Raw genomic sequence first — 26267 nt, 5'->3', positions numbered from 1 at the left:
GGTGTGCGGCGGCGGGTGGCTCAGGTGGGCTTGAGCTGCCAGGCCGTCGCCCTGCTGCGCTCCGCCCAGAGATCCCGGTAGAGGCCGCCGGCGGCGATGAGTTCCTGGTGGTCGCCCAGTTCACGGACCGCGCCGTCCTCGATGACGGCGATCTGGTCCGCGGAGGCGATCGTCGACAGCCGGTGCGCCACCACCAGGACGGTCCTGTCCCGGGCCAGCCCCGCGAGGGCCTCGCCCACCGCCGCCTCGTTCTGGGCGTCCAGGGCCGAGGTCGCCTCGTCCAGCAAGACCACCGCCGCGTCCTTCAGCAGGGCCCGGGCGATGGACACGCGCTGCCGCTCACCCCCGGACAGGCGGGAGCCGCCCTCACCGACCGGTGTCGCCCAGCCCAGCGGCAGCCGGGTGACGACCTCGGTGAGCCGGGCCGCGTCGGCGGCGGCGCGCACCTCCTCGTCGGTGGCGCCGGGGCGGCCGATACGCACGTTCTCCTCGATGGTGGCGTCGAAGAGGTATACGTCCTGGGAGACGATGGAGATCTGCCCCATCAGGGTCTCGCCGCTCATCTCCCGCACGTCGGCACCGCCGACGCGCACACAACCGCCGTCCACGTCCCAGAAACGGGCGGCGAGACGGGTCACGGTCGTCTTGCCGGCCCCGGACGCGCCGACGAGCGCCGTCATGGACCGGGGCGGGCAGGACAGGGAGAACCCGGACAGCACCGGCTGGTCCCCGTACCCGAAGGTGACGTCCTCGAACTCCACCCCCGAGTGCTCCGGTTCGCGCGGCGCGGACGGCTCGGGCAGCGGCGGGGTGCGCACGATGCCGCTGATCCCGTCCAGCGCGGTCCGGGCCAGTTGCACCCCCGTTCCGTACACGGCCAGCAGTGACACGGGTTCGGTGAAGCGGACCGCGAGGATCAGTACGGCGATGATGTCCGGCACCGCGGTGCGCTCGTCCAGGACCAGCCAGGCCGCCGTGACCGCCACCAGGGCGAACGCGGCCTCGACGAGGGCCGTGTACCAGGCGACGGGTGCGTTGGCCCGGTTGAGGCCGCGCACGGTCGCCGCGCGGTCGGCGCGCAGCGACCGCTCCAGGCTCTCCCAGCCCGAGACGGTACGTCCCGCCGCGCGCAGGACGGACTGCGCGCGGGCGAACTCCAGGACCCGGCTCGACACCTCCGACAGCGCCTCGGCCTCCGCCGCCTGCGAGGTGGCGGAGACGCGCTGGAGCCGCTGGTACAGCAGGAGGCCCAGCGGGCTCAGTACGAGGAAGGCGAGGGTGAGCCGCCAGTCCACGAAGAGGGTGATCAGCGCGATGGCGGCCGGCGCGGTGACGGTCACGGTGATCTGCTGGAGCACCATGCCGGGGAAGTTGCCGAAGCTCTGCGCGCCCGACATCGAGGTGAGCAGGCGGCCGGAGGCGACCTTGGTGAACCAGCCCAGGGGGAGCCGGGTGACGTGCCGGGCCAGCTTCCTGGCCAGCGTCATGCCGCTGCGCTCGACACCGACCGCGTACCCGTTGTTCGAGGTGACCCACAGGGCGGCTCCGGCGGCGGCGGCTCCCGCGGCGGCGACCAGCAGCCACAGCGCCGCGCGTGCGGTGTCGTCCGCGAACAGCGCGCGCAGCAGCGGGATGAGGGAGGCGAAGGTGACGCCCTGGCAGATGCCGGTGGCGACGTAGCCGGCGACCTGGCCGCGCATCCCGGTCGGTTCGCCGATGAGTTCCTCGGCCTGACGGATGATCACTGTCCGACCTCCTGGTGGACCTGCTGGGCATTCCAGAGCCGGGCGTACAGCCCCTCGCGCTCCAGGAGCGCCGTATGCGTGCCGCGTTCCACGATGCGTCCGTCGTCCAGGACGAGAATCGCGTCCGCCCCGGCCACCGTGTGCAGCCGGTGGGCGATGACGAGCAGCGTCCGGCCCTTGCCCAGGGCGCTGAGCGCTTCCTGGATCCGGGCCTCGCTGTGCGGGTCGGCGTGCGCGGTGGCCTCGTCGAGGATGACGACGGGGGAGTCCTGGAGGATGGCCCGCGCGATGGTGATCCGCTGGCGTTCGCCGCCGGACAGTTCACTCTCGCCGTCCTCCAGGAGGGTGTCGTAGCCGTGGGGGAGGGCCATGACGACGTCGTGGATCTGCGCGGCGCGGGCCGCGGCCGCCACCTCCTCGTCGGTGGCGTCGGGCCGGCCGAGCCGGATGTTCTCCCGGACGGTGGCGCGCAGCAGGACCACCTCCTGGAAGACGAAGGCGACCTGGCCGAGCAGTTCCCGGGTGGGGATCTGCCGGATGTCGGTCCCGCCGAGCGTGACGCGCCCGGAGGTGACGTCCCAGAAGCGCGGGATCAGCCGGGCGAAGGTGGTCTTCCCCGAACCGGAGGGGCCCACCAGAGCGGTGACCGTGCCCGGCTCCAGTACGGCGCTGACCCCGTCGAGTGCGGGCGCCCCTCCCTCGCCGTAGGCGAAACGGACGTCCTCGAAGGCGACGCGCGGGGAGTCGGGGACGGCGCCCTCGGCGGGCTCCGGCAGGGCGGGTTCGGCCAGGACGGCGGCGATGTGGGTGGCGCCGAGCTGCGCGTCGCGGAAGGCGTAGCCGAGCTGTGCCGTCTGCATCACCGTGCTGGGCAGGCCGATGCCCACCGCGAGGAAGGGCAGCAGAGTGGCCGGACCGGCCCAGCCGGCAGCGACGAAGAGGATGCCGGCGCCGGCTATCCACACCAGCATCGAGGCGGGCGAGAGCAGGGTGTTGATGAGGTTCGTGGGCCGGCCGATCGCGGACATCCAGCGCAGGCACACCCGGGTCAGCCGGTCGGCCGCCTCGCTGAACCGCGCGAAGGTGTGCGCGGTGGCCCCGTAGGTCTTGATGACCTCGATGCCGTCGACGAGTTCGACCGACGCCTTGGCCAGGTCGGACTGCGCCACGTTGAAGGCGCCCATGTTCTGCTCGTACGCGCTTTGGAGGCGGGGCGCCAGTACGACGAGGACCAGCACGGCGTAGCCCACCACGACCAGGGCCAGACGCCAGTCCGCCACCAGCAGGTACACCACGGCGGTCAGCGGCATGACGACGGCGGAGGTCAGCTCCGCGGCGGCGTGCGCGACCAGTGTGTGGACCTGCCTGACATCGTCGGACACCGCCTTCTTCACCTCGCCGGACCCGCTGGCGGTGAACCAGCCGAGCGGCAGCGAGCCGAGGTGGCGAGCGAGCCGGGAGCGCGTCAGGTAGCGGAACTCGGCGTCCGCGTAGTGGCAGAGCTGGGTGGCTCCCATGTAGAGCACGCTGCGCAGCACGGCCCCGGCCACGGCCGCGATGATCCATCCCCACACCTCGCCGGGCCGTCCGGTCCCGTGGTCGAGGAGGACCCGTCCGGCCTCGGCGACCGCGATGTACGGCACGACGGCGCAGACGGCTGACAGGGCGGTCAGGACAACTCCCGCTGTCAGTCGGCCCCTTACCGGCTTGATAAGGGTTGTGAGGGCCCCTGCCTCGACGAGGGGCCGCTGCTCGGCGGGCGTGCGGTCGTCGGTCACCGGGCCGCCTCGGAAGGACGGTGCGCGGGGTCCGCCGGGGGGTGCTCGGCGGGACACGTGGCGGTCATGGGTGGGGCCTTCCTCTTCGTCTGCTGCGTCTGCGTTCGGTTCATCGGGCGTCCGGGTGCGTCGGAATCCGAGCTCGGCAATGGCTTGAGTCAGGTCGGCCCGAGTCGATCGACGGGCGGCCTGTGAGTGGTGAAGTCGCTGACCTGGTGGGCGAGGTGAGGCGTCAGGGCCTCGCGCTCCGATCCGGGGCGGCGATCGTGTCGTTATGGGGGGGGCGGGCGAGGCCGGGTACGGGGCGGGGTCGCCCCCGGAGGGCGGATGGGCCATCCGCCGGGCGGGGCTGGGGGGCGACCGTAATGAAAATGATAATCAGTATTTTCGGTAGAGTACGGATCTGGTCGAAGCAAGTCAACGCGGGGCGGGGCGCCGGTCCCGGGGTCGCCCGGGGTGCTGGTCGTCCCGGGCGTTTCACTCCCGTGCGCCCCCCGGCTCGCCGGTGGGCGGCTGTCGGTTCGCCAGTGCGAGCCCCATGGGCGGCCGGGCGTATGTCCCGGGCGTCGGGACCCTCTCCGTGCCGCATTCGATCCATGGCCACGCGGGGCGTCTCGGCGGCGAAGCCGTCCTGCGGTGCTCGCTCGACAGTCCCGAACGGCCTCGCGCCCTCCCGTCATCGTCTCGGGGTGCCGGTGAGCGGGGGAGGGGGATGTCAAGTTTTGAAAATGATAATCATTCTAGTAATCTCCACATGCTTGCTGACATCCGGCCGTTGACCGGCCGTCTTTTGAGAGGGATGGATCCAGGTGCCCCAGGAACCCGCAGACGGACGATTCGACCTGCCCGCGGCCGTCGGTGAACTGCTCGACCTGCCCACCGGCCATATCGACGAGGATGCCCACCTCATCCAACTGGGGCTGGATTCCCTGGCGATGATGCGGCTCGCCGGCCGTTGTCGCCGCTCCGGCGCGGACATCGGTTTCGCCGACCTCATGGCCGAGCCCACGCTCGCGGCCTGGCGCCGCCTGCTGGAGGAGCGCGGTCAGGACGGCGCCGGCACGGACGTCCGGCCGGTGACGGCGGTCGACGAGTCCGAACCGTTCGACCTCGCGCTCATGCAGCACGCCTACTGGGCCGGCCGCAGCGAGGGCCAGCACCTGGGCGGCGTGGCCGCGCACTTCTACCACGAGTTCGACGGTCACGCGGTGGCTCCCGACCGCCTCGAAGCCGCGGTGCACGCGGTGCTCGGCCGGCACGGCATGCTGCGGGTGGCCGTCCTGGACGACGGCAGGCAGCGCGTCCTGCCCACGAGCCCCTGGCCCGGGCTGCGCGTCCACGACCTGCGCGACCTCGACGCCGGAGCGCGCGAACACCGCCTCGCGGAACTGCGCCGCGAACTGTCCCACCGCGCTATGGACATCGCCGCCGGCGAGGTCTTCGATGTCCGGCTCTCCCTGCTGCCGGACGGCGCCACCCGGGTCCATGTCAACCTGGACATGGTGGCCGCCGACGCGCTGAGCCTGCGTGTCCTCCTCGCCGACCTCGCCCGCGCCTACGCGGACCCGGCCAGCCCTCTGCCCGCGCTGGACTACAGCTTCCCCCGCTACCTCGCCGACCGCGCCGCCGCCGAGCGCACCCCAGAGCGCCGGGCCCGCGCGGCCGCCGACCGGGCCCACTGGCGGGAACGGCTGCCGCACCTGCCCAACGCCCCGCGACTGCCCACCCGGTCCGGCGAGTCCGAGGCCACCACCGTCGTCCGGCGCCACCTCCACCTCGACGCCGAGCGCACCCGGCGCTTCGAGGAGAACGCCCGCCGGCACGGGCTGACCCCGGCCATGGCGCTCGCCGCCGTCTTCGCCGAGACGCTGGGCGCGTTCAGCGCCGAATCCGACTTCCTGCTCAACCTCCCTCTCTTCGACCGGGAACCGCTGCACGACGGCGTGAACGCCCTCGTCGGCGACTTCACCTCGTCACTGCTGCTCGCCTGGCACGGAGGCGAGGCGGGCACCTTCGCCGAGCGCGCCGCCCGCTTTCAGGAGCGCTTCCACCAGGACGCCGCGCACAGCGGCTACTCCGGTGTCGAGGTACTGCGCGACGCCTCGCGGCTGCACGGCGAACGCATCCTCGCCCCCGTCGTCTACACCAGCGCCCTCGGTCTGGGAGAACTCTTCGCGGACGCCGTGCGGGAGAGCTTCGGCGAGGCGAGCTGGATCATCTCCCAGGGCCCGCAGGTCTGGCTCGACGCGCAGGTGACCGAGGTCGCCGGCGGACTTCTGGTGAACTGGGACGCCCGGGAGGACGCCTTCGAACCCGGCGTGCTGGACGCCATGTTCGGCGCCTACCGCGCACTCATCGACCGGCTGACCGACAACGCCCCGGCCTGGGGCGCACCGGTCCCCGCGATGCTGCCCGCCGCCCAGATCGCCGTACGCGAGGGCATCAACAGGGCGGCCCTCGCCCAGGCTCCCGTTCCGGTACGGCTGCACGACGCCTTCTTCGCCCGCGCCGCCGGCCACCCCGGCGCCCCGGCTCTGCTGACGGCGGACGGCCCCGTCACCTACGGGGAACTCGCCCACCGGGCCCTCGCCCTCGCCGGCCGCCTCGACCAGCAGGGGGTCGAACCCGGCGACATCGTCGCCGTCACCCTGCCCACGGGGCCCGACCAGGTGACCGCCGTGCTCGCGGTCCTCGCCGTCGGAGCCGCCTACCTGCCCCTGGGCACCGGCCAGCCCGCCGCCCGGCGCGACCGCGTCCACGCCTCGGCCGGCGTGCGTACCGTCGTCGACCACGTCGGCGTACCGGCGGGAACCGCACCACTGGCCGGCCCCCGGCCGGGGACGCCCGACGACCTCGCCTACGTCATCTACACGTCCGGTTCCACCGGCGAACCCAAGGGCGTGGAGATCACGCACAAGGCCGCCGCGAACACCGTCACCGACCTGAGAGAACGTTTCGCCGTCGGCCCCTCGGACCGCACCCTGGCCGTCTCCGCCCTCGACTTCGACCTCTCCGTCCTCGACCTGTTCGGCACCCTCGCGGCCGGCGGCGCGCTGGTCTGCCTCACCGAGGACACCCGCCGCGACGCCGCGGCCTGGGCGACCCTGGTACGCACCCACGGCGTCACCGTCGTCAACTGCGCGCCCGCCGTGCTCGACATGCTGCTGACGGCCGCCGCACCCGGCGACCTCGCCACGCTGCGGCTCGCCCTTCTCGGCGGCGACTGGGTCCCCCTCACCCTGCCCGGCAAGGTACGCGAGGCCGCCCCCGGATGCCGTTTCGCGGCGCTCGGCGGCACCACCGAGACCGCCATCCACTCGACCCTCCGCGAGGTCGGCGACATCCCCGCCGACTGGGTCTCCATCCCTTACGGAACCCCGCTGCGCGGCGTCGCCTGCCGCGTCGTCGACCCGCTCGGCCGGGACTGCCCCGACCAGGTGCCCGGCGAACTGTGGATCGGCGGGGCCGGTGTGGCACGCGGCTACCGCGGCGACGCCGCCCGCACCGCCGGCCGCTTCCGCGAGCGGGACGGCACGCGCTGGTACCGCACCGGCGACCGCGCCCGCTACTGGTCCGACGGGACGCTGGAGTTCCTCGGCCGCGCCGACCACCAGGTCAAGATCCGCGGCCACCGCGTCGAACTCGGCGAGGTGGAAGCGGTCCTGGCCGCCGCGCCCGGCGTCGACCGGACCGTCGCCGTCGTCACCGGCACGGGCCGGCTGGCCGTCGCCGTGACCGGCGGTGCGGACACCGGCGGGCTGCGTGCCTTCGCCGCCGCGCGGCTCCCGTCGGTCATGGTCCCGGACCACGTCATCGCTCTCGACGGTATTCCCCTCACCCCCAACGGCAAGACCGACCGCGCGGCCCTGGCCCGCCTCGTCGCCCGGGAGGCCGGCGCCCCCGCCCGTACCACCACCCCGCCGCGCGGGGAGCACGAGCAGCGGATCGCCCGGGCCTGGGCCGACATCCTGGACAGAGGCGGCATCGGACGGGAGGACGACTTCTTCGCCCTCGGCGGCGACTCCCTGCTCGCCACCCGGCTCGTCGCCCGCCTGCGCGCCGAGGGCTACGGCGCGGTCCGGCTCGCCGACCTGTTCACCCGGCCCTCCCTCGCCGAATTCGCCGCCGCCCTGGGCCCGGCCGGCTCGCCCGACGGCCCCGGCGACCGGCCGGGCACGGTGCGGGCCGACCCCGCGCGCCGCCACGAGCCCTTCCCGCTCACCGACGTCCAGCGTGCCTACTGGCTCGGCCGCGGCGACGACTTCACCCTCGGCGGGATCGGCTGCCACTTCTACCGCGAGTACGACGTCGAAGACCTGGACACGGACCGGCTGGAGACCGCGCTCAACCGGCTGGTCCGGCGCCACGAGATGCTGCGTGTCGTCGTGGGCCCCGACGGCGAGCAGCGCATCCTGCCCGAGGTCCCCACCCTCGGCGTTGAGATCACCGACGCGGGGGACGACCCGCGGGCCGCCTTCGCCGCACTGCGCGAAACCGCCTCCCATCAGGTCTTCGACCCGGCCGTCTGGCCGCTGTTCGCGCTCCGGGGCGTCCGCTGCGGACGCACCACACGGCTCGCCGTCGGCATCGACAACATCGCCCTGGACGCCCTGAGCATCCTCACCCTGTACGCCGAACTCGCCCGCCTGTACGCCGACCCGGATGCCGCCCTCCCGCCGGTGGACGTGTCCTTTCGCGACTACGTGTGCGCCACCGCACCCGACCCGGAGGCGGTGGAGCGGGCCCACGCCCACTGGACCGGACTCCTGACCGACCTGCCGCCGGCGCCCGCCCTGCCCCTCGCCAAGGACCCGGCCGCCGTCGGACGCCCCCGGTTCAGCAGGCGGGAGTCCCGGATCGCCCCGGACCGCTGGCAGGCCCTCACCGAGCGGGCCCGCGAGCACGGACTCACCCCCTCCGGCGTGCTGCTGAGCGCCTTCGCCGAGATCCTCGGCCGCTTCAGCGCCCGGCCCGACCTGACGCTCAACCTCACCCTCTTCGACCGCCGCGACGTCCACCCGCACATCGGCCGCGTCCTCGGCGACTTCACCTCCCTGATGCTCGTCGCCTGCCGCCCCGAACCGGGCGACGACTGGCTCACTCGCGCCCGGCGCGTCCAGCGGGAGCTGTGGCGCTCCCTCGACCACCGCGAGGTCTCCGCCGTATGGGTGCTGCGGGAACTCGCCCGCCGTACCGGCACCCCCGAGACCGTCATGCCCGTCGTCTTCACCAGCGCCCTCGGCGTCGGCGGCGCCGCGGCCGGGGCGCCCTTCGACCGGTACGCGTACGGCGTGTCCCAGACGCCGCAGGTCTGGCTCGACCACCAGGTCACCGAGGACGCCGACGGCGTGTGCCTCAACTGGGACGCGGTGGACGAACTGTTCCCCACTGGCCTGCTCGACACGATGTTCGATGCCTATACGCGCCTCGTCGACGCCCTGGCCGTCACCGACTGGACCCGGCCCGTCGCCGACCCGCTGCCCACTTCCGTACGCGCCGCACGGGTCGCCGCCAACGACACCGGGGCCGGCGTGCCCGGCGTGCTGCACGCCCCGTTCTTCCGCCGCGCCGCCGAACGTCCGGAGGCGACCGCGCTGCTGTGGGGCGAGGACGGCCGCACCACCTACGGCGAGCTGTCCACGCGCGCCCTGCGTCTCGCCGGCTCCCTCGCCGCACACGGCGTACGGCGCGGTGACACGGTCGCCATCGCCTTGCCCAAGGGCCCCGACCAGATCGCCGCGGTCCTCGGCGTCCTGGCGGCCGGTGCGCTCTACGTGCCCGTGGGCCTGGACCAGCCGCCGTCCCGGCGCGAGCGCATCCACCGGCTCTCGGGCGCGCGGGTGTGCGTCACCCTGCCTCAGGAGCCGGTCCCCGGGGGCATCATCGCCGTCACCGTCGACGAGGCCCCCGCACTCGGCGTCCCCGCCGCTCCCGCGCCGACCGGCCCGGACGACCTCGCCTACGTGATCTTCACGTCCGGTTCCACGGGCGAGCCCAAGGGCGTCGAGATCACCCACGGCGCGGCCTCGAACACGGTCACCGATGTCAACGAGCGGTTCGGTGTGGAGTCCGCGGACCGGGTGCTGGCGGTGTCGGCGCTCGACTTCGACCTGTCCGTGTACGACATCTTCGGACCGCTCACGGCCGGCGGCGCCCTCGTCCTCGTCGACGAGGGGGACCGCCGCTCCGCCGCGAGCTGGCTGGCCTCCGTACGCCGCCACCGCGCGACCGTGTGGAACAGCGTGCCCGCCCTGCTGGACATGCTGCTGACCGCCGCCGAGAACACCCGGCCGCCCGAGTCGCTGCGACTCGCACTGGTCTCCGGGGACTGGGTCGGCCTGGACCTGCCCGGCCGGCTGGCCGCGCAGAACCCGTGGTGCCGGCTGGTCGCCCTGGGCGGCGCCACCGAGGCGGCCATCTGGTCCAACGCGCACGAGATCACCGAGGTGGACCCCGCCTGGCGGTCCATCCCGTACGGGCGTCCGCTGCGCGGTCAGGTCTACCGCGTCGTCGACCCGTTCGGCCGGGACTGCCCCGACTGGGTACCCGGCGAACTGTGGATCGGCGGCGCCGGTGTGGCACGCGGCTACCGCGGCGACCCGGCCCGTACCGGGGAGCGGTTCCGCGAGGCGGACGGCGAACGCTGGTACCGGACCGGCGACCTGGGGCGCTACTGGCCCGACGGGACGCTGGAGTTCCTCGGCCGCGCCGACCACCAGGTCAAGATCCGCGGCCACCGCGTCGAACTCGGCGAGATCGAGGCGGCCCTGCGGGACGGCCCCGGCGTCGGCCGGGCGGTCGCCTGCGTGGCCGGCCAGGGCACGGCGCGGCGCCTCGTCGCCGCCGTCGTCCCCGCCCCCGGCCCGTCTCCGGCCCGTCTGAGCGTCACCCGTCCCGACGCCGCCACCCGCGACTTCAGGGACCGGGCGCGGGAGGCCGAGGCCATCGTTGCAGAAACGTTCCTGCGGCGACTGCTGCGTCCGGCCGACGCCGACGGGCCCCGTACCGCCGACGGGCCCCGTACCGCTGCCGAGTGGGCCGCCCGGCTCGCCATCGCCGACGAGCACCTGCCCGTTCTGCGGCTGTGGCTCGACTGGCTCACCGGCCGCGGGGTCCTGGTCCGCGACGGGGCCGCCTACGCGCAGGCACCGGCGGGCGGCTCCGCGCCGCCGCCGGCCGAAAAGCCCGCGCCGGGACCTGCCAAGGACTCCGCGACCCGCCAGGCCCCGGGGCGCCGTGCCTACGGCGAGCTGACCGCCCGCGCCGGCGAACGGCTCCTGGCCCGGCTCGACGACTACCGGGACATCCTCGCCGGGCGGGCGCTGCCCGCGCTGCTGCTCCACGACGACGTGCTCGCCCCCGACCGGCTGTCCGCCGCGGACCCCGGCAGCGACAAGGCGCTCGACGCCCTCGCGGCGCGTATCGCGGACCGCGCCGCCACACTCGGCCGGCCCGTCGAGATGGTCCAACTCGGCGCAGGCGACGGCACATCGGCCGAACGGCTGCTGGCCCGGCTCACCCCCGACCAGGTGCGCCACACCCTGACCGACACCGACCCGGAGCTCCTGGCACGTGCCGAGCAGCGCCTGTCCGCCCTTCCGCACCGGCCGGTCGTCCGCCGCCTGTCCGGCGTACTCGTGCCCGAGGAGATGCGCCACCGCTTCGACATCGTCCTGGCCGACCAGTACCTGCACCGCGGCGCCGACCCCGCCCAGGGGCCCGCGCTGGCCGGGGCCCTGGCCGGCCCGGGCGGTCTGCTCCTGGCCGTCGAACGGAGCGAACTCACGCCCGTCGCCCTGCTGACCGCCGCTCTGCTCGACGGCGGGTACGCCTCCTTCGACCCCCGGCGCCGGGCCGCCGGCACCCCGGTACTCGCGCCGGACCGCTGGGCCGAACTCCTCGGCGCCGCCGGCTTCGAGGAGGTCAGGCACACCCCCGTGCCCGGCTCCTTCGCCGAGCTGATCGAGGCCGTGCGCCCCGACGACGCCGTCGCCCCGGACCCCGCCCGGCTGCGCGCCCTGGCCGCCGAGCGGCTGCCCGCGCACATGGTGCCCGAACCCATCGCGGTCCTCACCCGGCTTCCGCTCGGCGCCAACGGCAAACTCGACCGCACCGCACTGGCCGAATTCGTCGGCGCCACCGAAAAGAACGACCCCGACGAGCCGCCCCGAGGGGCGCTGGAGGAGTCCCTCGCCGCCCTGTGGACCGCCCTGCTCGGCGTGAGCGCCGTCGGCCGCCGGCAGAGCTTCTTCGCGCTCGGCGGCGACAGCCTCCTCGCGACGCGGTTCCTGGCCGCCGTCAAGCGTGAGTTCGACGCCGACCTGCCCCTGCGGGCCCTGTTCGCGGGCCCCACCCTCGAACAGGTCGCGGGCGCCGTCGCCGGCCTCCTGCCCGAGACCGGCGAGACCGAGGAGGGCGCGCTGTGATCGGTGTCATCGGCGGATACGGCGCGGTCGGCGCCGCCGCCTCACGGCTGCTCACCCAATGGGGTGCGGGACCCCTGCGGATCGCAGGACGCGACAGGGACCGGGCCGCGCGGCTCGCCGCCGAGCTGAACGGCCCCGGCCGGCCGGCGGCGGCCGAGCCCGCCGTGTGCGACGCCAACGACCCGGCGTCCCTCGCGGCCTTCGTCCACGGCTGCGACCTCGTGGTCCACTGCGCCGGCCCCTCGCACCGCACCTCGGCCCCGGTCGTCGCCGCCGCGCTCGCGGCCGGCGCCGATGTGGTCGACGCGGGCGGCGGCGCCGGGGAGGCGGCCCCCGCCGGGCGGACCGTGCTGTACGACGCGGGCGCCGTGCCCGGACTGACCGGGCTGCTGCCCCGGCATCTGGCCGCCGCGCACTTCGACGGCGCGCACACGCTCACCGCCCACACCGGTGTGCTGGACCGCTTCACCGACACCGGCGCCGACGACTACCTGCACGGAGTCCTCTCACCCGCAGCCCGGCCGCTGGCCGCCTGGCGGCAGGGCACCCCCCGGCCCGGCGCCCTCACCCGGCGCACCGATCTGCACCTGCCCTTCCTCCCCCGTCCGGTGACCGCCCTCCCGTATCTGGACGCCGAGGCGGAAGGCGTCGCCCGCGATCTGTCGCTCGCCCACGGCGACTGGTACACCGCCGTCGACGGAGAGCACCTGGCCGCCGCCCTCGCCGCCGCCCGCACCGCACGGCGGGCCGACGCGGTGCGGGCACTGCGCCGGGCCACCGCGCTCGACACGGCGGGGCGCACTCCGTACACCACGCTGCTGGTCCAACTGGACGGCACGCGCGGCGGGCGGCCCGCCACCCGCACGGCCGTGCTGCGGGCGGGCCGTGTCGCCGAACTCACCGGGGCCGTCGCGGCGGTCGCCGCGCTCGCCGTCCGGCGGGGCGCGGTGCCGCCGGGTACGTACCGGGCCGACCAGGCACTGGACCCGGCCGCCGCCCTCGCCCGACTGACCGCCCCGACCGCCCCCGTGTGCCGCCTCGATGTCCACCGGACGCCGATCGACGCACTCACCGCGGTCGAGGAAGGAGCGCTGTGAATCACACCGACACGACCGGGACCCCCGCCGCGCGGACGGGCCGGGCGCTGCGGACCGTGGTCTGCGGCACCACGTTCGGGCAGTTCTACCTGGCCGCACTGGCCGGTCTGACCGACGAGTTCGAGATCGCCGGTGTGCTCGCCGCCGGCAGCGACCGCTCGCTCGCCTGCGCCCGGCGCCACGGCGTCCCGCTCTACCGGGACGTCGCCGAACTGCCCGACGACATCGACCTGGCCTGCGTCGTGCTCCGCTCCGGCGTGCTGGGCGGTTCCGGCACCGAACTGGCCCAGCGGCTGCTGGAACGCGGCATCCACGTCGTCCAGGAACAGCCGGTGCACCACGACGACCTCGCCGCGTGCCTGCGCCTCGCGCGCCGGCACGCCGTGCACTACCGGTTCGGGAACCTCTACGTCCGGCTGCCCGAGGTCCGCCGTTTCACCGGGGCCGCCCGGCGCCTGGCGGCGCACGGGCCGCTCGCCCACATCGACGCGGTCTGCGCCTCGCAGGTCGTCTTCCCGCTGCTGCACATCCTCGGCGAGGCACTCGGCTCCCCGCGGCCGTGGCGGATCCGCGCACTGGACGGGGGAGCCGGCCAGACCTCTTCGGACGGCCCCTTCGCCGTGCTCACCGGCAGCGTCGGCGGCACGCCGCTGACCCTGCGGGTGCACAACGAGGTCGACCCCGACGACCCGGACAGCCACCTTCATCTGCTGCACCGGATCACCCTCAGCGCGGAGGGCGGCAGCCTCACCCTGACCGACCCGCACGGCCCGGTGCTCTTCAGCCCCCGGCTGCACGTCCCCGAGGCGGTCCGGGACCGCTTCGACTTCGAGGCCGAGGGAACCGGACACCTCGCCGAGCCGAGCACCACCGTGCTGAGCCCGGCCCGCCCCCGCGACTACCGCACCCTGCTGCGCGACCAGTGGACGGCCGCCATCGGCGAGGACCTGGGGGACCTGAGCGCCACGATCCGCGGCACGGGCGGCAACGCCCGGCGGAACGACCAGTACCACCTGTCGCTGGCCCGCATGTGGCAGGACGTCACCAAGGAACTCGGCTACCCCGTCCTGCGCCCCGGCCGCACCCACCGGCCGCTGACCGCGGCGCGGCTGACCGCCCCCGCCCCGGCCGAGGAGCGCCCGGCCGGCTCAGGGACCACCCGGGCGGGGGCGGACACGCCTGCCGGCGGCGGACCGGCGCCCAGGCCCGGGGAGCGGGCCGGCGCCCCCGCCGGGACGGCGTCCGCCGGTGAGCCGGACGCCGCAGACCTCGCCGTGCTCGTACGCGCGGGGGCCGACGCGGCCGACCGGCACGTCGGGCCCGTCGAGCGCGACACGTCCGAGACCTTCGTCCGGCTGCTGGACGACGCCGTCCTCGGCTCCATGCTCGCTGCGCTCCAGCAGTGCGGCGCCCTGCGCGACCAGGACGGCGCCCGGTCCCCCGAGGAGATCCTGCACACCGTCGGCGTCGCCCCCCGCCACCGGTCCCTGATCCGGCGCTGGCTGGGCGTGCTCACCGCACACGGCAGGATCACGGCGGACGGGGACCTGCTGCGCGGCGCCCCGCCGGTGGACGCGGAGACCGTCGCGCGGGCCTGGGACGCCGCCACGGACCTCTGGTCACGCGCCCTGGGCTCCCGCACCTTCGTCGACTACCTGCGCTCCAACGCCGACTGTCTGCCCCGCCTGATGCGCGACGAACAGCAGGCCGCGCTCCTGCTGTTCCCCGAGGGCCGTACCGACGTGGCGGACGCCGTCTACCGTGACACCGTCACCGCGCGGTGGCTCAACACCGCCGTCGCCGCCGTGCTGCGCTCCCTCGCGGCCCGCCACGGACCGGACCGCCCGCTGCGCGTCGTCGAGGTCGGCGCCGGCACCGGGGCGACGACCGACGCCGTGGCCGCCGCGCTGGCGCAGGACCGGCCGGACACGGGGACCCCCGCCGTCGACTACCTGGTCACCGACGTCTCCTACTTCTTCGTCGCCGAGGCCGAACGGCGCCACACCGGCCGCCCCTTCATCCGCCACGGTCTCTACGACATCGACCGCGCCCCGGCCGAGCAGGGGCTCACGCCGGGCAGCGCCGACGCCGTCGTGGCGGCCGGTGTCCTCAACAACGCCCGCGACACCGACGCTGCTCTCCGGCATCTGGCGGACCTGCTCGTGCCCGGCGGCGTCCTGCTGGCCACCGAACCGACCCGGGAACACCTGGAGATCATGGCCTCTCAGGCATTCATGATGACCGAGGCGCAGGACGTACGGCGTGCCTCCCGCGCCACGTTCCTCTCCCGCGAGCACTGGACCACCGCCCTGAGCGGCGCGGGCTTCGCCCCGGTCGTCACCGCACCGGGCGAGGACCACGCCCTCGCCCCGCTCGGGCAGCGCCTGTTCGCCGCCGTGGCGCCGCCGCGCCGCACCTGAGCACCGCCGGCCCACCGGCGCCGAAAGACCACCCGCCATGCCACCACCCGAGGGGAACCCACCGTGCTGCGATGCAGCCATGTCTTGTGCAAAGTCGACGATGTCGGAGCTGTCGTGCGGGACTACGAAGCGCTCGGCTTCACCGTCGTGTACGGCAGCGCCCCCGAGCGCGCGCACAACGCCCTGCTCTGGTTCGAGGAGGGCCCGTTCATCGAGTTCTTCCAACTGCCTTCCGCGTTTCGCCTGTTGAGATGGCCGATGGCCGCCGTCAACGGCCGCGCGGCGGGGGAGCGGCTGACCCGCTGGGCCCGCCGCGGAGAGGGCTGGCGCGACCTCGCCCTGGAGACCGACGACACCGCCCTCGCCGGAGTCCACACGACCCTGCGCGACGGGGGCGTGCGCGTGTCCCGCGTCATGAACGGGCGCCGCAAGCACCCCGACGGCGCCCTCGTGCGCTACCAGTTCCTCGCCACCCGCCCGGCGGAACTCCCCTTCGCCGTCTCCTCCTACGACCCGCCGCAGCGGCCCGCCACGGTGCGCCATCTCAACGGTGCCCGCCGCATCGGCCGGGTGCGCTACGGGGTGTCCGACCGCGACCGCGCGGCCTTCGACCGGCTCGCCGTACACCTCGATCCGGGCGGTCCGCTCGTCGTCGAGCCTGCCCCCGCCACCGGAGTCCTCGCTGTCGGGATCGACGGGCTCACCGGGCCGTTGGACCCCGGCAGGACGCACGGCGCCGTCCTGACCGCAGTGGCCCGGGAGGGCGAGGCGGGATGACGGCACTCGACGGATTCCGCGGCCGGCTCCTGACCCCGGGCACGACCGGCTACGACCGGGCCCGCCGCGTCCGCAACGCGCGCGCCGACCACCGCCCCGCCCTGATCGCCCGCTGCACCGACCCGGACGACGTGCGGGCCGTACTCGCCCATGCCCGACGGCACGGCCTGCCCGTCGCCGTGCGCGGCGGCGGCGCCAACGTGGCCGGGTGGGGCACCTGCGACGGCGGCGCGGTCATCGACCTCGGCGGCATGAAACACCTCGACGTCGACCCGCTCGCCCGCACCGCCGTCGCCGAACCCGGCCTCACCTGGGGCGAGTTCGACGACATCACCCAGCAGTCCGGGCTGGCCGTGCCCGGCCCGCGCAACCCCGACGTCGGCATCGCCGGCCACACTCTCGGCGGCGGAGTGGGAGACCTGTCCCGCCAGTACGGCCTCACCAGCGACAACGTCACCTTCTTCGAGTTGGTGACCGCCGACGGGCGCCAGGTGCGCGCCGACGCCGACACCCACCCCGACCTGTTCTGGGCACTGCGCGGGGGCGGCGGCAACTTCGGCGTCGTCACCCGCTTCGGATACCGGCTCCACCCCGTGGACGGCGTCGTCGCCGGCCCTCTCGTCCACCCCGCGGACCAGGCGCGCGCCGCCCTGCGCACCGCCCGTGACTGGCTCGCCGACGCCCCCGACGCCGCCTCCCTCGTCACTCTGGTCTGGACGGCCCCTCCACTGCCGTTCATCCCCACCGACCTGCACTTCGAGCGCTGCGTCGTACTGATCCCGAGCTGGTTCGGCCCCGTCGACGAGGCGGACGAGGTGCTGGCGCCCCTGCGCCAGGGCCCGGTCCGCCCGGCCGCCGACGGCGTCACCCGCCTCGCCTACACCGCGTACCAGCGCCTGCTGCCCTCGCCCCCGGACGCGGACCGGCAGCACGTCTACAACCGGGGCGAACTCCTCCCCGAACTGACCGACCACACCATCGACCTGCTCATCGACCACTGGGAGGCGGGTGGGCCGAACTTCTCCGCCGTCGTCGGCGCCCTGGGCGGAGCCATCTCACGGGCCCCGGCCGGCCCCACGGCGTTCGCCCACCGCGACGCCCGCTGGTTCGTGGAACTGTGCGCCCAGTGGTACGGCGACGCGGACAGCGCCGACCACATCCGCCCTGCGCGCAGCGCCTGGCAGGCCCTCCAGTCCGCCTCCCGCGGGCCCTACGTCAATCTGCTGCCCGACCCCGAGGACCAGTGGGTGCGCGCCGCCTACGGCGAGCCCGGCCACGCACGCCTGCGGCGCGTCAAGGCCGACTGGGACCCCGGCAACCTCTTCCGATTCAACGCCAACATCCCGCCGGCCACGGCGAAGGAGTCCGACCGATGACGATCCCCACCTCACACCCGGCAGAACTGATAGCCGGCCTGCGGCAGTCCGGCGTACACCTGTGGGAGGAGGACGGCTCCCTGCGCTACCGCGCGCCCAAGGGCGTCCTGTCCGCCGAGCGGTTGCGGGAACTCAAGAAGCACAAGGACGCGGTGCTGGAGTGTCTGCGTGCCGAGACCCGCGCAGCCCACCTGGTCGCCGACCCGGACGCCCGCCATGAACCGTTCCCGCTCACCGACGTCCAGTCCGCCTACCTCCTCGGCCGCAACGAGGCGTTCGGCTACGGCGGCGTCGCCTGCCACGTCTACATCGAGGTCAACTACCCCGACCTCGACGCCGAGCGCACCGAAGAGGCCTGGAACCGCCTCGTGGCCCGGCACGACATGCTCCGCGCCGTCATCGACCCCACCGGACACCAGCGGGTGCTCCCCGAGACGCCCAGGCTCCGCGTCCCCGCCGAGCGCGCCGAGCGCGAGCGGGACGCGGAGCCGCTGCTGCGCCGCGCCCGCGACGAGATGGGCCACCGCGTCTACGACACCCTGGCCTGGCCCCTGTTCGACGTCCGTGTCACCCGCACCCCCTCCCGCGCCGTCCTCCACCTGTCCATGGACTTCCTGCTCGCCGACTGGGCCGGCATCTGGCTGCTGCTCGGTGAGTTCGAGAAGCTCCACGCCGACCCCGGCGCCGCGCTGCCCCCGATCGACATCGGCTTCCGCGACTACCTCCTCGCCGAGCGGGCGCTGCGCGACTCCCCGGCCCATGAACGGGACCGCGCCTACTGGCTGGACCGCGTCGACGACCTCCCGCCCGCCCCCGACCTTCCTCTCGCCGCGCCCCCCGAGGCCACCGGGGCCCCCGGGCGCTTCACCCGCCGGTTCACGCGGCTCGGCGCACAGGACTGGGAGAACTTCAAGGAACGCGCACGGGCCCGTGACCTGACCCCGTCCTCGGCCGTGCTGGCCGCCTACGCCGCCGTGCTCGCCCGCTGGAGCTCCAGCCCCCGGTTCACGCTCAACCTCACCGTCCTCAACCGGCTGCCGCTGCACGAGCACATCGGCCGGGTCGTCGGCGACTTCACCACGGTCAGCCTGCTCGCCGTGGAACCCGAGGAGGGCGCGTCGCTGTCCGCGCGGACCCGTGCCCTGTCCGCCCGGCTCTTCGACGACCTCGACCACCGCCTCTGCTCCGGCGTGGAGGTGCTGCGCGAACTGGCCCGCCGCCGCGGACGCGAGGCGGCCCTGATGCCCATCGTCTTCACCAGCGCCATCGGCCTCGGCGACGACGGCGACGGCGGCCGGGCCGAGGGCCGCCTCGACGGAGCGGGCGTCACCCAGACTCCGCAGGTGTTCATCGACTGCCAGGCCATGGACGACGCCGACGGGCTCCAGGTCAACTGGGACGTCCGCGAGGGGGTCTTCCCGGACGGCATGGCGGACGACATGTTCGGCGCCTTCGAGGCGTACCTGCGGGCCCTCGCCGGCCGTGACGAGCCCTGGGACGGCGAGGAGCCGGCGGCGCTGCCCGCCTGGCAGTCCGAGGAGCGCCGGCGCGCCAACGACACCGCCGCGCCCCTGCCGGACGGCCTGCTGCACCAGGAGGTGTTCGCCCGCGCCGCCGAGGAACCCGACCGCACCGCCGTGATCGCCCCCGGTGTGCGGCTGAGCTACGGCGACCTCGCGGGCCGGGCCGCCGCCGTGGCCGAACGGCTGCGCGCCGACGGCTGCCGGGCCGGCGACCACGTCGCGATCGTCATGGACAAGGGCCCCGACCAGATCGCCGCCGTCCTCGGCGCCCTGCTGGCCGGCGCCGTCTATCTCCCGATGGACACCGACCAGCCGCCGCTGCGCCGGGCGGCCATGCTCGACGGCGCGGGGGTCCGCCACCTCCTGACCCAGTCCTGGACCACCGCCGCCGGGGACAGCGCCGGCGCCGTCGCGAGCGCCGCCCGGACGGTCATCGCGGTGGACACCCTGGCGCCCGCGCAGGCGCCCGCCGCCCCGGTCACCGGCCCGGACCCCGACGCCCCCGCCTACGTCATCCACACCTCCGGCTCCACCGGACTGCCCAAGGGTGTCGTCATCAGCCACCGCGCCGCCCTCAACACCCTCGCCGACATCGGCCGCCGCTTCGGCACGACCGGCGACGACCGCGTCCTCGGCCTGGCCGCCCTCGGCTTCGACCTGTCCGTGTACGACATCTTCGGCCCGCTCTCCGCGGGCGGCGCCCTCGTACTGCCCGAACCCGAACGCCGTACCGACCCCTCCCACTGGGCCGAACTGATCGAGGCACACGGCATCACCCTGTGGAACTCGGTACCCGCCCTGATGGGCATGCTCGCCGCATACCTGGAGTCCGGGCCCGGCCACGACCTGTCCACGCTCCGCCTGGCGCTGCTCTCCGGCGACTGGGTGCCCGTCACCCTCCCCGACACGCTGGCCGCCCTGCTGCCGAACCTGCGCACCGTGGCCCTCGGGGGCGCGACCGAGGCGTCCATCTGGTCGAACTACCATGTATGTGAAGGAAGTTACGCGGGCCGCCGCAGCGTCCCGTACGGTCTGCCGCTCGCCAACCAGGGATTCCGTGTCCTCGACGCCGAATCACGGGACCGGCCGGTGTGGGTCCCGGGGGAGCTGTACATCAGCGGCGACGGCCTCGCCCAGGGATACCTGGGCGACCCGGAGGCCACCGCCCACCGCTTCCTGACGCACCCCGCCGACGGGCAACGCCTGTACCGCACCGGTGACCTGGGCCGCTACCTGCCCGGCGGCGAGATCGAGTTCCTCGGCCGGCAGGACACCCAGGTCAAGGTCCGCGGCCACCGCATCGAACTGGGCGAGATCGAGACCGCTCTCCAGGAACACCCCGCCGTCGCCGCGGCTGCCGCCGTGGTCGACGGCCAGGGCGTCGGCCGGGCGCTCTTCGCCGCCGTGGAGCCCGCCCGCACGGCCGCCGTCCCCGCTCTGCCGGCCGCGGGGGTCGCCGCTGCCGCCGAAGCCGCCGTGCCGCGCCTCGGGCACGACGAGATGACAGCCCACGTGGACGCCTTCGACGACGCCGTCCTGGCCGCCATGGCCGGCGCCCTCGGCGAGCTCGGCCTGCTGCCCTCGCCCGCCGGGCTCCCCACGGACGAGGATCTCGAACGGGCCGGCGTCGAGCCGCGCCACCACTGGCTGGTGCGCCGCTGGCTCGACGTCCTGGCCGCCCAGGACATCGGGGCGCCCGAGGCGTCCACAGCCGCCGCGCTCTGGGAGCGAGCCGAGAAGGCATGGAGCGAGCAGGTCGCCTCGCGTGACGTCCTGACCTATGTCCGCAGCCACACCGACCGCCTGCCCGACCTGCTCACCGGCCGCCAGGACCCTGTCCAACTCCTCTTCCCCGACGGCGACTTCCACACCGCCCACGCTCTCTACCGGCGCAACGCCGCGGCCCGCTACCTCAACCGCGCCGTCGGGACCCTGCTCGTACAGGCTGCGGACGCCCACCCCGAGGAGCGTTCGCTGCGTGTCCTGGAGGTCGGCGCCGGCACCGGCGGCACCACCGAGGAAGCCCTCGAAGCCCTGTCCGCCCGCGACGGCACCTACCACTTCACGGATGCCGCCGCCTTCTTCCTGCCGGAAGCGCGCCGCCGCTTCGGCGACCGCGACCGCCCGAAGCCGACCTTCGGCGTCTTCGACGTCGACACCGACCACCGGGCCCAGGGCCTCGCACCGAACGGGTACGACATCGTGCTCGCCGCCGGCGTGCTGGAGAACGCCCGCGACATCCGGGCCGCCCTGCGCCGGCTGCTCGAACTCACCGCCCCCGGCGGACTGCTGGTCTTCACCGAGCCCACCCGCGAACACCCCTGGATCCTCGCCTCGCAGGCGTTCATGATGACCGAACCCGAGGACGACCGCGCTCTCGGCGGCACCTCCTACCTCGACCGCGACCAGTGGCTCGGCCTGCTGCGCGACGAGGGCGTGCACGACGTGCTCACCCTGCCCGGCGACGACCACCCGCTCGCCGCGCAGCACCTCCACCTGTTCGCCGCCCGGATCAAGGGCGACCGGACCCCGGTCACCGAGACCGAACTGGCCGCCTTCCTGCGCGACCGCCTGCCCGCCCCCATGATCCCCACCCAGATCCAGGTGGCCGACGCGCTGCCGCTCACCGCCAACGGCAAGGTCGACCGCAAGACCCTCGCCGGCTGGCGCACCGCCCCGGCGGACACCGGCACGGCGACCACGGCGGGGGAGGACGAAGGCGCCGACGCACTGGAGACCCGGCTGATCGCCCTGTGGTCCGAGGCCCTGCCCCGAGGCGGCGTCGGCCGCACCGGCAACTTCTACGACCACGGCGCCGACTCCCTCATCATGGCGCGCATGGCCGGCCGCCTGCGCGAGGAGGTCCCGGAGGCGGCCGGTGTCCCCTTCGACACCCTGCTGCGCCACCTCCTCAACCACCCCGCCGTCGCAGCCCTCGCCGCGTTCCTGCGCGAGCGGGACGGGCGGCGGACGGACGAGGCGGTGCCGCAGGCCCGACGGGCTCCGGGCAGCAGGGCGGCCCTGGTGCCCTTCAGCACCACGGGCGACGGCCCGCTGCGGGTGATGTTCCACGCCGGACTCGGCACCATGGACTGCTACCGCCCGCTGGCGGCGCGCCTGGTCGCCCAGGATCTCGGGCCCGTCCTCGGCGTCGTCATCGACGACACCGAGCACTACCTGCGACAGGACCCGGCCACCGTCGTCGAACGCGCCGCCGACGACTACGCCGAACGTCTCCTGGCCGAGGGCCGCGACCGGGTCCAGCTCATCGGCTACTGCCTGGGCGGCCTCTACGCCACCGAGGTCGCCCGACGCCTGGACGAGCGCGGAGTGATCGTCGAGGACCTCGTCCTGATCAGCAGCCACCCCGTCGTCGTCGACGTCGAGGACGACCTGATGACCGAGATCCTCTTCGTCCCCAACCTGCACATCTCCCTTGCCGACACCGGCTACGGCGACCCGGGGAGCGACACCGTCGTCCGCGGGTTCATGCACGCCGTCGAGGCCAACGGAGGCAAGGTGCCGCACGGCGCGCTCTCCGAGGTCGGCGGCGACCTCGAACTCGACCGCGCCGGAGCCTTCTTCCGTCACCTGGCCTCCCACACCCGCGACGAGCGGTTCGCCGCGTACGCCCGCGCCGCCACCGCGGCCGGCGGCCAGGACGTGCCGCCGGAGATGGTCGCGGCCATGTTCGCCGTCTTCCGGCAGAGCTTCCTCAGCGCCCGCGTCCACCTGGACCCGTACGCCGGGGACATGCGCTTCCTGCTGCCGGGCGGCGCGTCCGGCTTCGCCCCCGGCATGGACGACACCACCCTCGCCTTCTGGCGGGACGTGTGCCTGGACGACCTGCCCGTCACCGTCGTCGACGGCAACCACTTCAGCTGCATCGAGGAACCGAACGTGGCCCGCGTGGCCGACCTCGTGGCCGCACCGCTGCGCACCCCGCGCCACGGCTGACTCAGGAGAAACCCACCCATGACCGAACAGCACCACCACACCTCTGTCGAAGGTCCTCTCGACCCCCTCGCCGCCGCCACCTGCGTCGCCGCCTCGGGACTGCTGGGCGACTACGTCGTCTACGAACAGGAGGGCACCTGGCACATAGCGGGCGACGCCCGCGCCGAGATCCTCGTCGACGCCCGCGGCGTACGCACCCGCGGCACCGGTACGGCCGAGACCACCAGCCCCCTGACCGGCAACCCCTGGCGGGCCATCCGCTCCGCCCTCGACCGGATCGGGCCCGGGGAGTGGAACGCGTACGGCTGGCTCGCGTTCGAACTCGGGGACGGCGGCCTCCACGAGGCATCGTCCCTCCCCCCTGACGCGCCCGGCGCGGACACCCTCCTGGGACACCTGATCGTTCCGGCGACCGAGCTGACCCTCACGCCCCGGGGCGCCACCATCCGCTCGGCCGACCCCGCGGTCATCGGCCGCGTCGCCAAACTCCTCGACGCCGCACCCTGGAAGGACGAGCGGTCACCGGCCCCCGCGCCCGTCGACGTCCACACCCCGCACACCGAGTACCACGACCACGTCTCCCGCGCCGTCACCGAGATCGCCGCCGGCCGCCTGGAGAAGGTCATCCTGTCGCGCACCGTCACCGTGCCGTTCGGGGTGGACATGCCCGCCACGTACCTCGCCGGACGGCGGGCCAACACGCCCGCACGCTCCTTCCTGCTCGACCTCGACGGCCTCCAGACGGCGGGGTTCAGCCCCGAGACGGTCATCGAGGCGCCGGGCGACGGCACCGCCTCCACCCAGCCGCTGGCCGGCACCCGCGCGCTGACCGGCGACGCCGGCACCGACGCGGTCCTGCGCGCGGAACTGCACCGCGATCCCAAGGAGGTGCACGAGCACGCCATGTCCGTCAGGCTCGCCGTGGAGGAACTGACCCGCATCGGGGCGCCGGACACCACCCGCGTCACGGAGTTCCTCACCGTCAAACCGCGCGGCAGCGTCCAGCACCTCGCCTCCCGCGTCGTCACCGACCTCGCCCCGGACCACTCCGGGTGGGACGCCCTGGGCGCGGTCTTCCCACCGGTCACCGCGTCCGGCATCCCCAAGCAGGCCGCGCGGCGGCTCATCCGGGAGCTGGAGAGCGAGCGGCGCGGCCCCTACGCGGGCGCCGTCCTGCGCGCCTCCAGCGACGGCGCCCTCGACGCGGCCCTGGTGCTGCGCGCGGTCTACCAGCGAGGCGGCCGGGCCTGGCTGCGGGCCGGGGCCGGTGTCGTCGGCGCCTCGCGCCCCGCCCGCGAGTACGAGGAGACCTGCGAGAAGCTCCGCAGCGTCGCACCCCACGTCGTCCCGAGGGAGGTCTGACCATGCCCGACGGTTTCATTCCCTGGCCCGCCGAGTACGCCGAGCGCTACCGCGCCCGCGGACACTGGCGCGGCCGTACCCTCGGCTCCCTGCTGCGCGACCGGGCAGCCGCCACGCCCGATGCGCTCGCCCTCGTGGACGAGAGCCGGCGATGGACGTACCAGGAACTCGACGTACGCGCCGACCGGCTGGCGGCAGGACTGCACGACCTCGGCATAGCCCGCGGCGATCGCGTGGTGGTACATCTGCCGAACACGGCCGAGTTCGTCGAACTCTCCTTCGCCCTCTTCCGGCTGGGCGCCATACCGGTGATGGCCCTGCCCGCGCACCGGGAGGCGGAGATCGCCAACCTGCTCGCGGTGTCCGAGGCCGTCGCCTACGTCGTCCCGGACACCCATCTCGGCTTCGACGCGCGTACGCTCGCCCGCGCGGTACGCGACGGCGCCCCGCGTCTGCGGCACGTCATCGTGGCCGGCGAGGCGCAGGAGTTCACCCCGCTGGCGTCGCTGCCCACCGGGCCGCTGCCGCTGCCCCCCGGTCCCGATCCGTCGGACGTGGCCGTCCTGCTGCTGTCCGGCGGCACTACCGGGACCCCCAAGCTGATCCCCCGCACCCACGACGACTACGCGTACAACGCCACCGCGAGCGCCGCCGTCGCCGGGGTGACCGCGCGGACGCGGTACCTCACCGTACTGCCGGCAGCACACAACTTCCCGCTGGCCTGCCCCGGCATGCTGGGCGTACTCGACGCGGGCGGAACCGTCGTCATGTGCCCCGACCCCAGCCCCGACGCCGCGTTCGGGCTCATCGCGCGCGAACGCGTCACCATGACCTCGCTCGTTCCCTCCCTGGTCCTGCTGTGGCTCGAAGCCCTCGAATGGGCCGAGGAGGACGTGTCCAGCCTGCGCCTCCTCCAGGTCGGCGGGTCCCGGCTGAAGGCCGAAGCCGCGGCGCGCGTCACCCCGGAACTGGGCTGCCGGCTTCAGCAGGTCTTCGGCATGGGGGAGGGCCTGCTGTGCTTCACGGCCCTCGACGACCCCGAGGCACTGGTCCTCGACACGCAGGGCCGCCCGCTCAGCCCGGACGACGAGATCCGCGTCGTCGGCCCCGACGACGCGGACGTGCCGGACGGCGACACCGGCGAACTGCTGGCCCGCGGCCCCTACACCATGCGCGGCTACTACCGGGCCGAGGAGCACAACGCCCGTGTCTTCACCCCGGACGGCTTCTTCCGCACCGGCGACCTGGCGCGGCGCCTGCCGTCCGGGCACCTGGTGGTGGAGGGACGCCTGAAGGACGTCATCAACCGGGGCGGCGAGAAGGTTCCCGTCGAGGAGGTGGAGAACCACCTGCTGACCCATCCGGCGGTCTACGACGCCGTACTGGTCGGACTGGCCGACGCGCACCTGGGCGAGCGCTCCTGCGCCTGCGTCGTACCCCGCGGAGCACCGCCCACCCGAGCCGAACTGAACGCCCACCTGACCGGGCGCGGCCTTGCCGCCTTCAAACTGCCGGACGAGATAAGGGTGCTGCGCGACTTGCCGCGCACCGCTCTCGGCAAGATCGACAAGGCGGCGGTGATCCGCGGCCTCGCGACCTGACAACGGCGCGGTGCGGGGGCCCGGCAGGCCCCCACACCGGCCTGCCCGGTCCCGCGCGTTCCCCGCCGACGGCAGCCGACCGCGCCCTCGGACGGGCCAACTCCGTCCCGCAGGAAGCGCTGCTCGTTCATCCAGGGTCCGGTTGCGATGTGCTGGTCCGGTGCCGGTGGCCGATGTCAGTGCACCGCCGCGGGCCTTCCCTGCC

Annotated in this window: 10 protein-coding genes; 8 read left to right on the top strand and 2 right to left on the bottom strand. The window is 74.5% G+C overall.

The features are described 5' to 3' along the window. Positions 1–20: 20 nt before the first annotated feature. Together AB0I49_RS13235 and AB0I49_RS13230 are read right to left on the bottom strand one after the other, a co-directional pair. Positions 21–1745, bottom strand: a complete 1725-nt coding sequence (locus AB0I49_RS13235) for an ABC transporter ATP-binding protein (protein WP_363227030.1) — start codon at positions 1743–1745, stop codon at positions 21–23. Next, positions 1742–3523, bottom strand: coding sequence for an ABC transporter ATP-binding protein (locus tag AB0I49_RS13230; RefSeq protein ID WP_363227029.1), 1782 nt, complete (start codon positions 3521–3523; stop codon positions 1742–1744). The genes AB0I49_RS13235 and AB0I49_RS13230 overlap by 4 nt, the downstream gene beginning before the upstream one ends. Positions 3524–4332: 809 nt before the next feature. Between AB0I49_RS13230 and AB0I49_RS13225 the strand changes: the two genes are divergently transcribed. From AB0I49_RS13225 to AB0I49_RS13190, 8 genes are all read left to right on the top strand, one after another. Next, positions 4333–11949, top strand: a complete 7617-nt coding sequence (locus AB0I49_RS13225; RefSeq protein ID WP_363227028.1) for an amino acid adenylation domain-containing protein — start codon at positions 4333–4335, stop codon at positions 11947–11949. After that, positions 11946–13046, top strand: a complete 1101-nt coding sequence (locus tag AB0I49_RS13220; RefSeq protein ID WP_363227027.1) for a saccharopine dehydrogenase NADP-binding domain-containing protein — start codon at positions 11946–11948, stop codon at positions 13044–13046. Before AB0I49_RS13225 ends, AB0I49_RS13220 begins: the two co-directional genes overlap by 4 nt. Further along, positions 13043–15466, top strand: coding sequence for a bifunctional Gfo/Idh/MocA family oxidoreductase/class I SAM-dependent methyltransferase (locus tag AB0I49_RS13215; RefSeq protein WP_363227026.1), 2424 nt, complete (start codon positions 13043–13045; stop codon positions 15464–15466). Before AB0I49_RS13220 ends, AB0I49_RS13215 begins: the two co-directional genes overlap by 4 nt. A 63-nt stretch (positions 15467–15529) precedes the next feature. Next, positions 15530–16243 (top strand): VOC family protein, encoded by a 714-nt coding sequence (locus AB0I49_RS13210; protein ID WP_363227025.1) that lies wholly within the window; start codon positions 15530–15532, stop codon positions 16241–16243. Next, positions 16240–17619: an FAD-binding oxidoreductase gene (locus tag AB0I49_RS13205; protein ID WP_363227024.1), complete on the top strand. Its 1380-nt coding sequence runs from the start codon at positions 16240–16242 to the stop codon at positions 17617–17619. Before AB0I49_RS13210 ends, AB0I49_RS13205 begins: the two co-directional genes overlap by 4 nt. After that, on the top strand, positions 17616–23099 hold the full coding sequence (locus AB0I49_RS13200; RefSeq protein ID WP_363227023.1) for an amino acid adenylation domain-containing protein: 5484 nt from the start codon (positions 17616–17618) through the stop codon (positions 23097–23099). Before AB0I49_RS13205 ends, AB0I49_RS13200 begins: the two co-directional genes overlap by 4 nt. A gap of 18 nt (positions 23100–23117) precedes the next feature. Continuing rightward, the gene (locus AB0I49_RS13195) at positions 23118–24461 is read left to right on the top strand and encodes a salicylate synthase (RefSeq protein ID WP_363227022.1); all 1344 of its coding nucleotides are present in this window, start codon (positions 23118–23120) and stop codon (positions 24459–24461) included. Between the two features lie 2 nt (positions 24462–24463). Further along, on the top strand, positions 24464–26062 hold the full coding sequence (locus tag AB0I49_RS13190) for an AMP-binding protein (RefSeq protein ID WP_363227021.1): 1599 nt from the start codon (positions 24464–24466) through the stop codon (positions 26060–26062). The last annotated feature ends 205 nt before the right edge of the window (positions 26063–26267 follow it).

It is taken from the genome of Streptomyces sp. NPDC050617, assembly GCF_040654795.1.
Lineage (GTDB): Bacteria > Actinomycetota > Actinomycetes > Streptomycetales > Streptomycetaceae > Streptomyces.
Note: the sequence above shows the minus strand (reverse complement) of the source record. Positions and strands in the feature narration are given on the sequence as shown.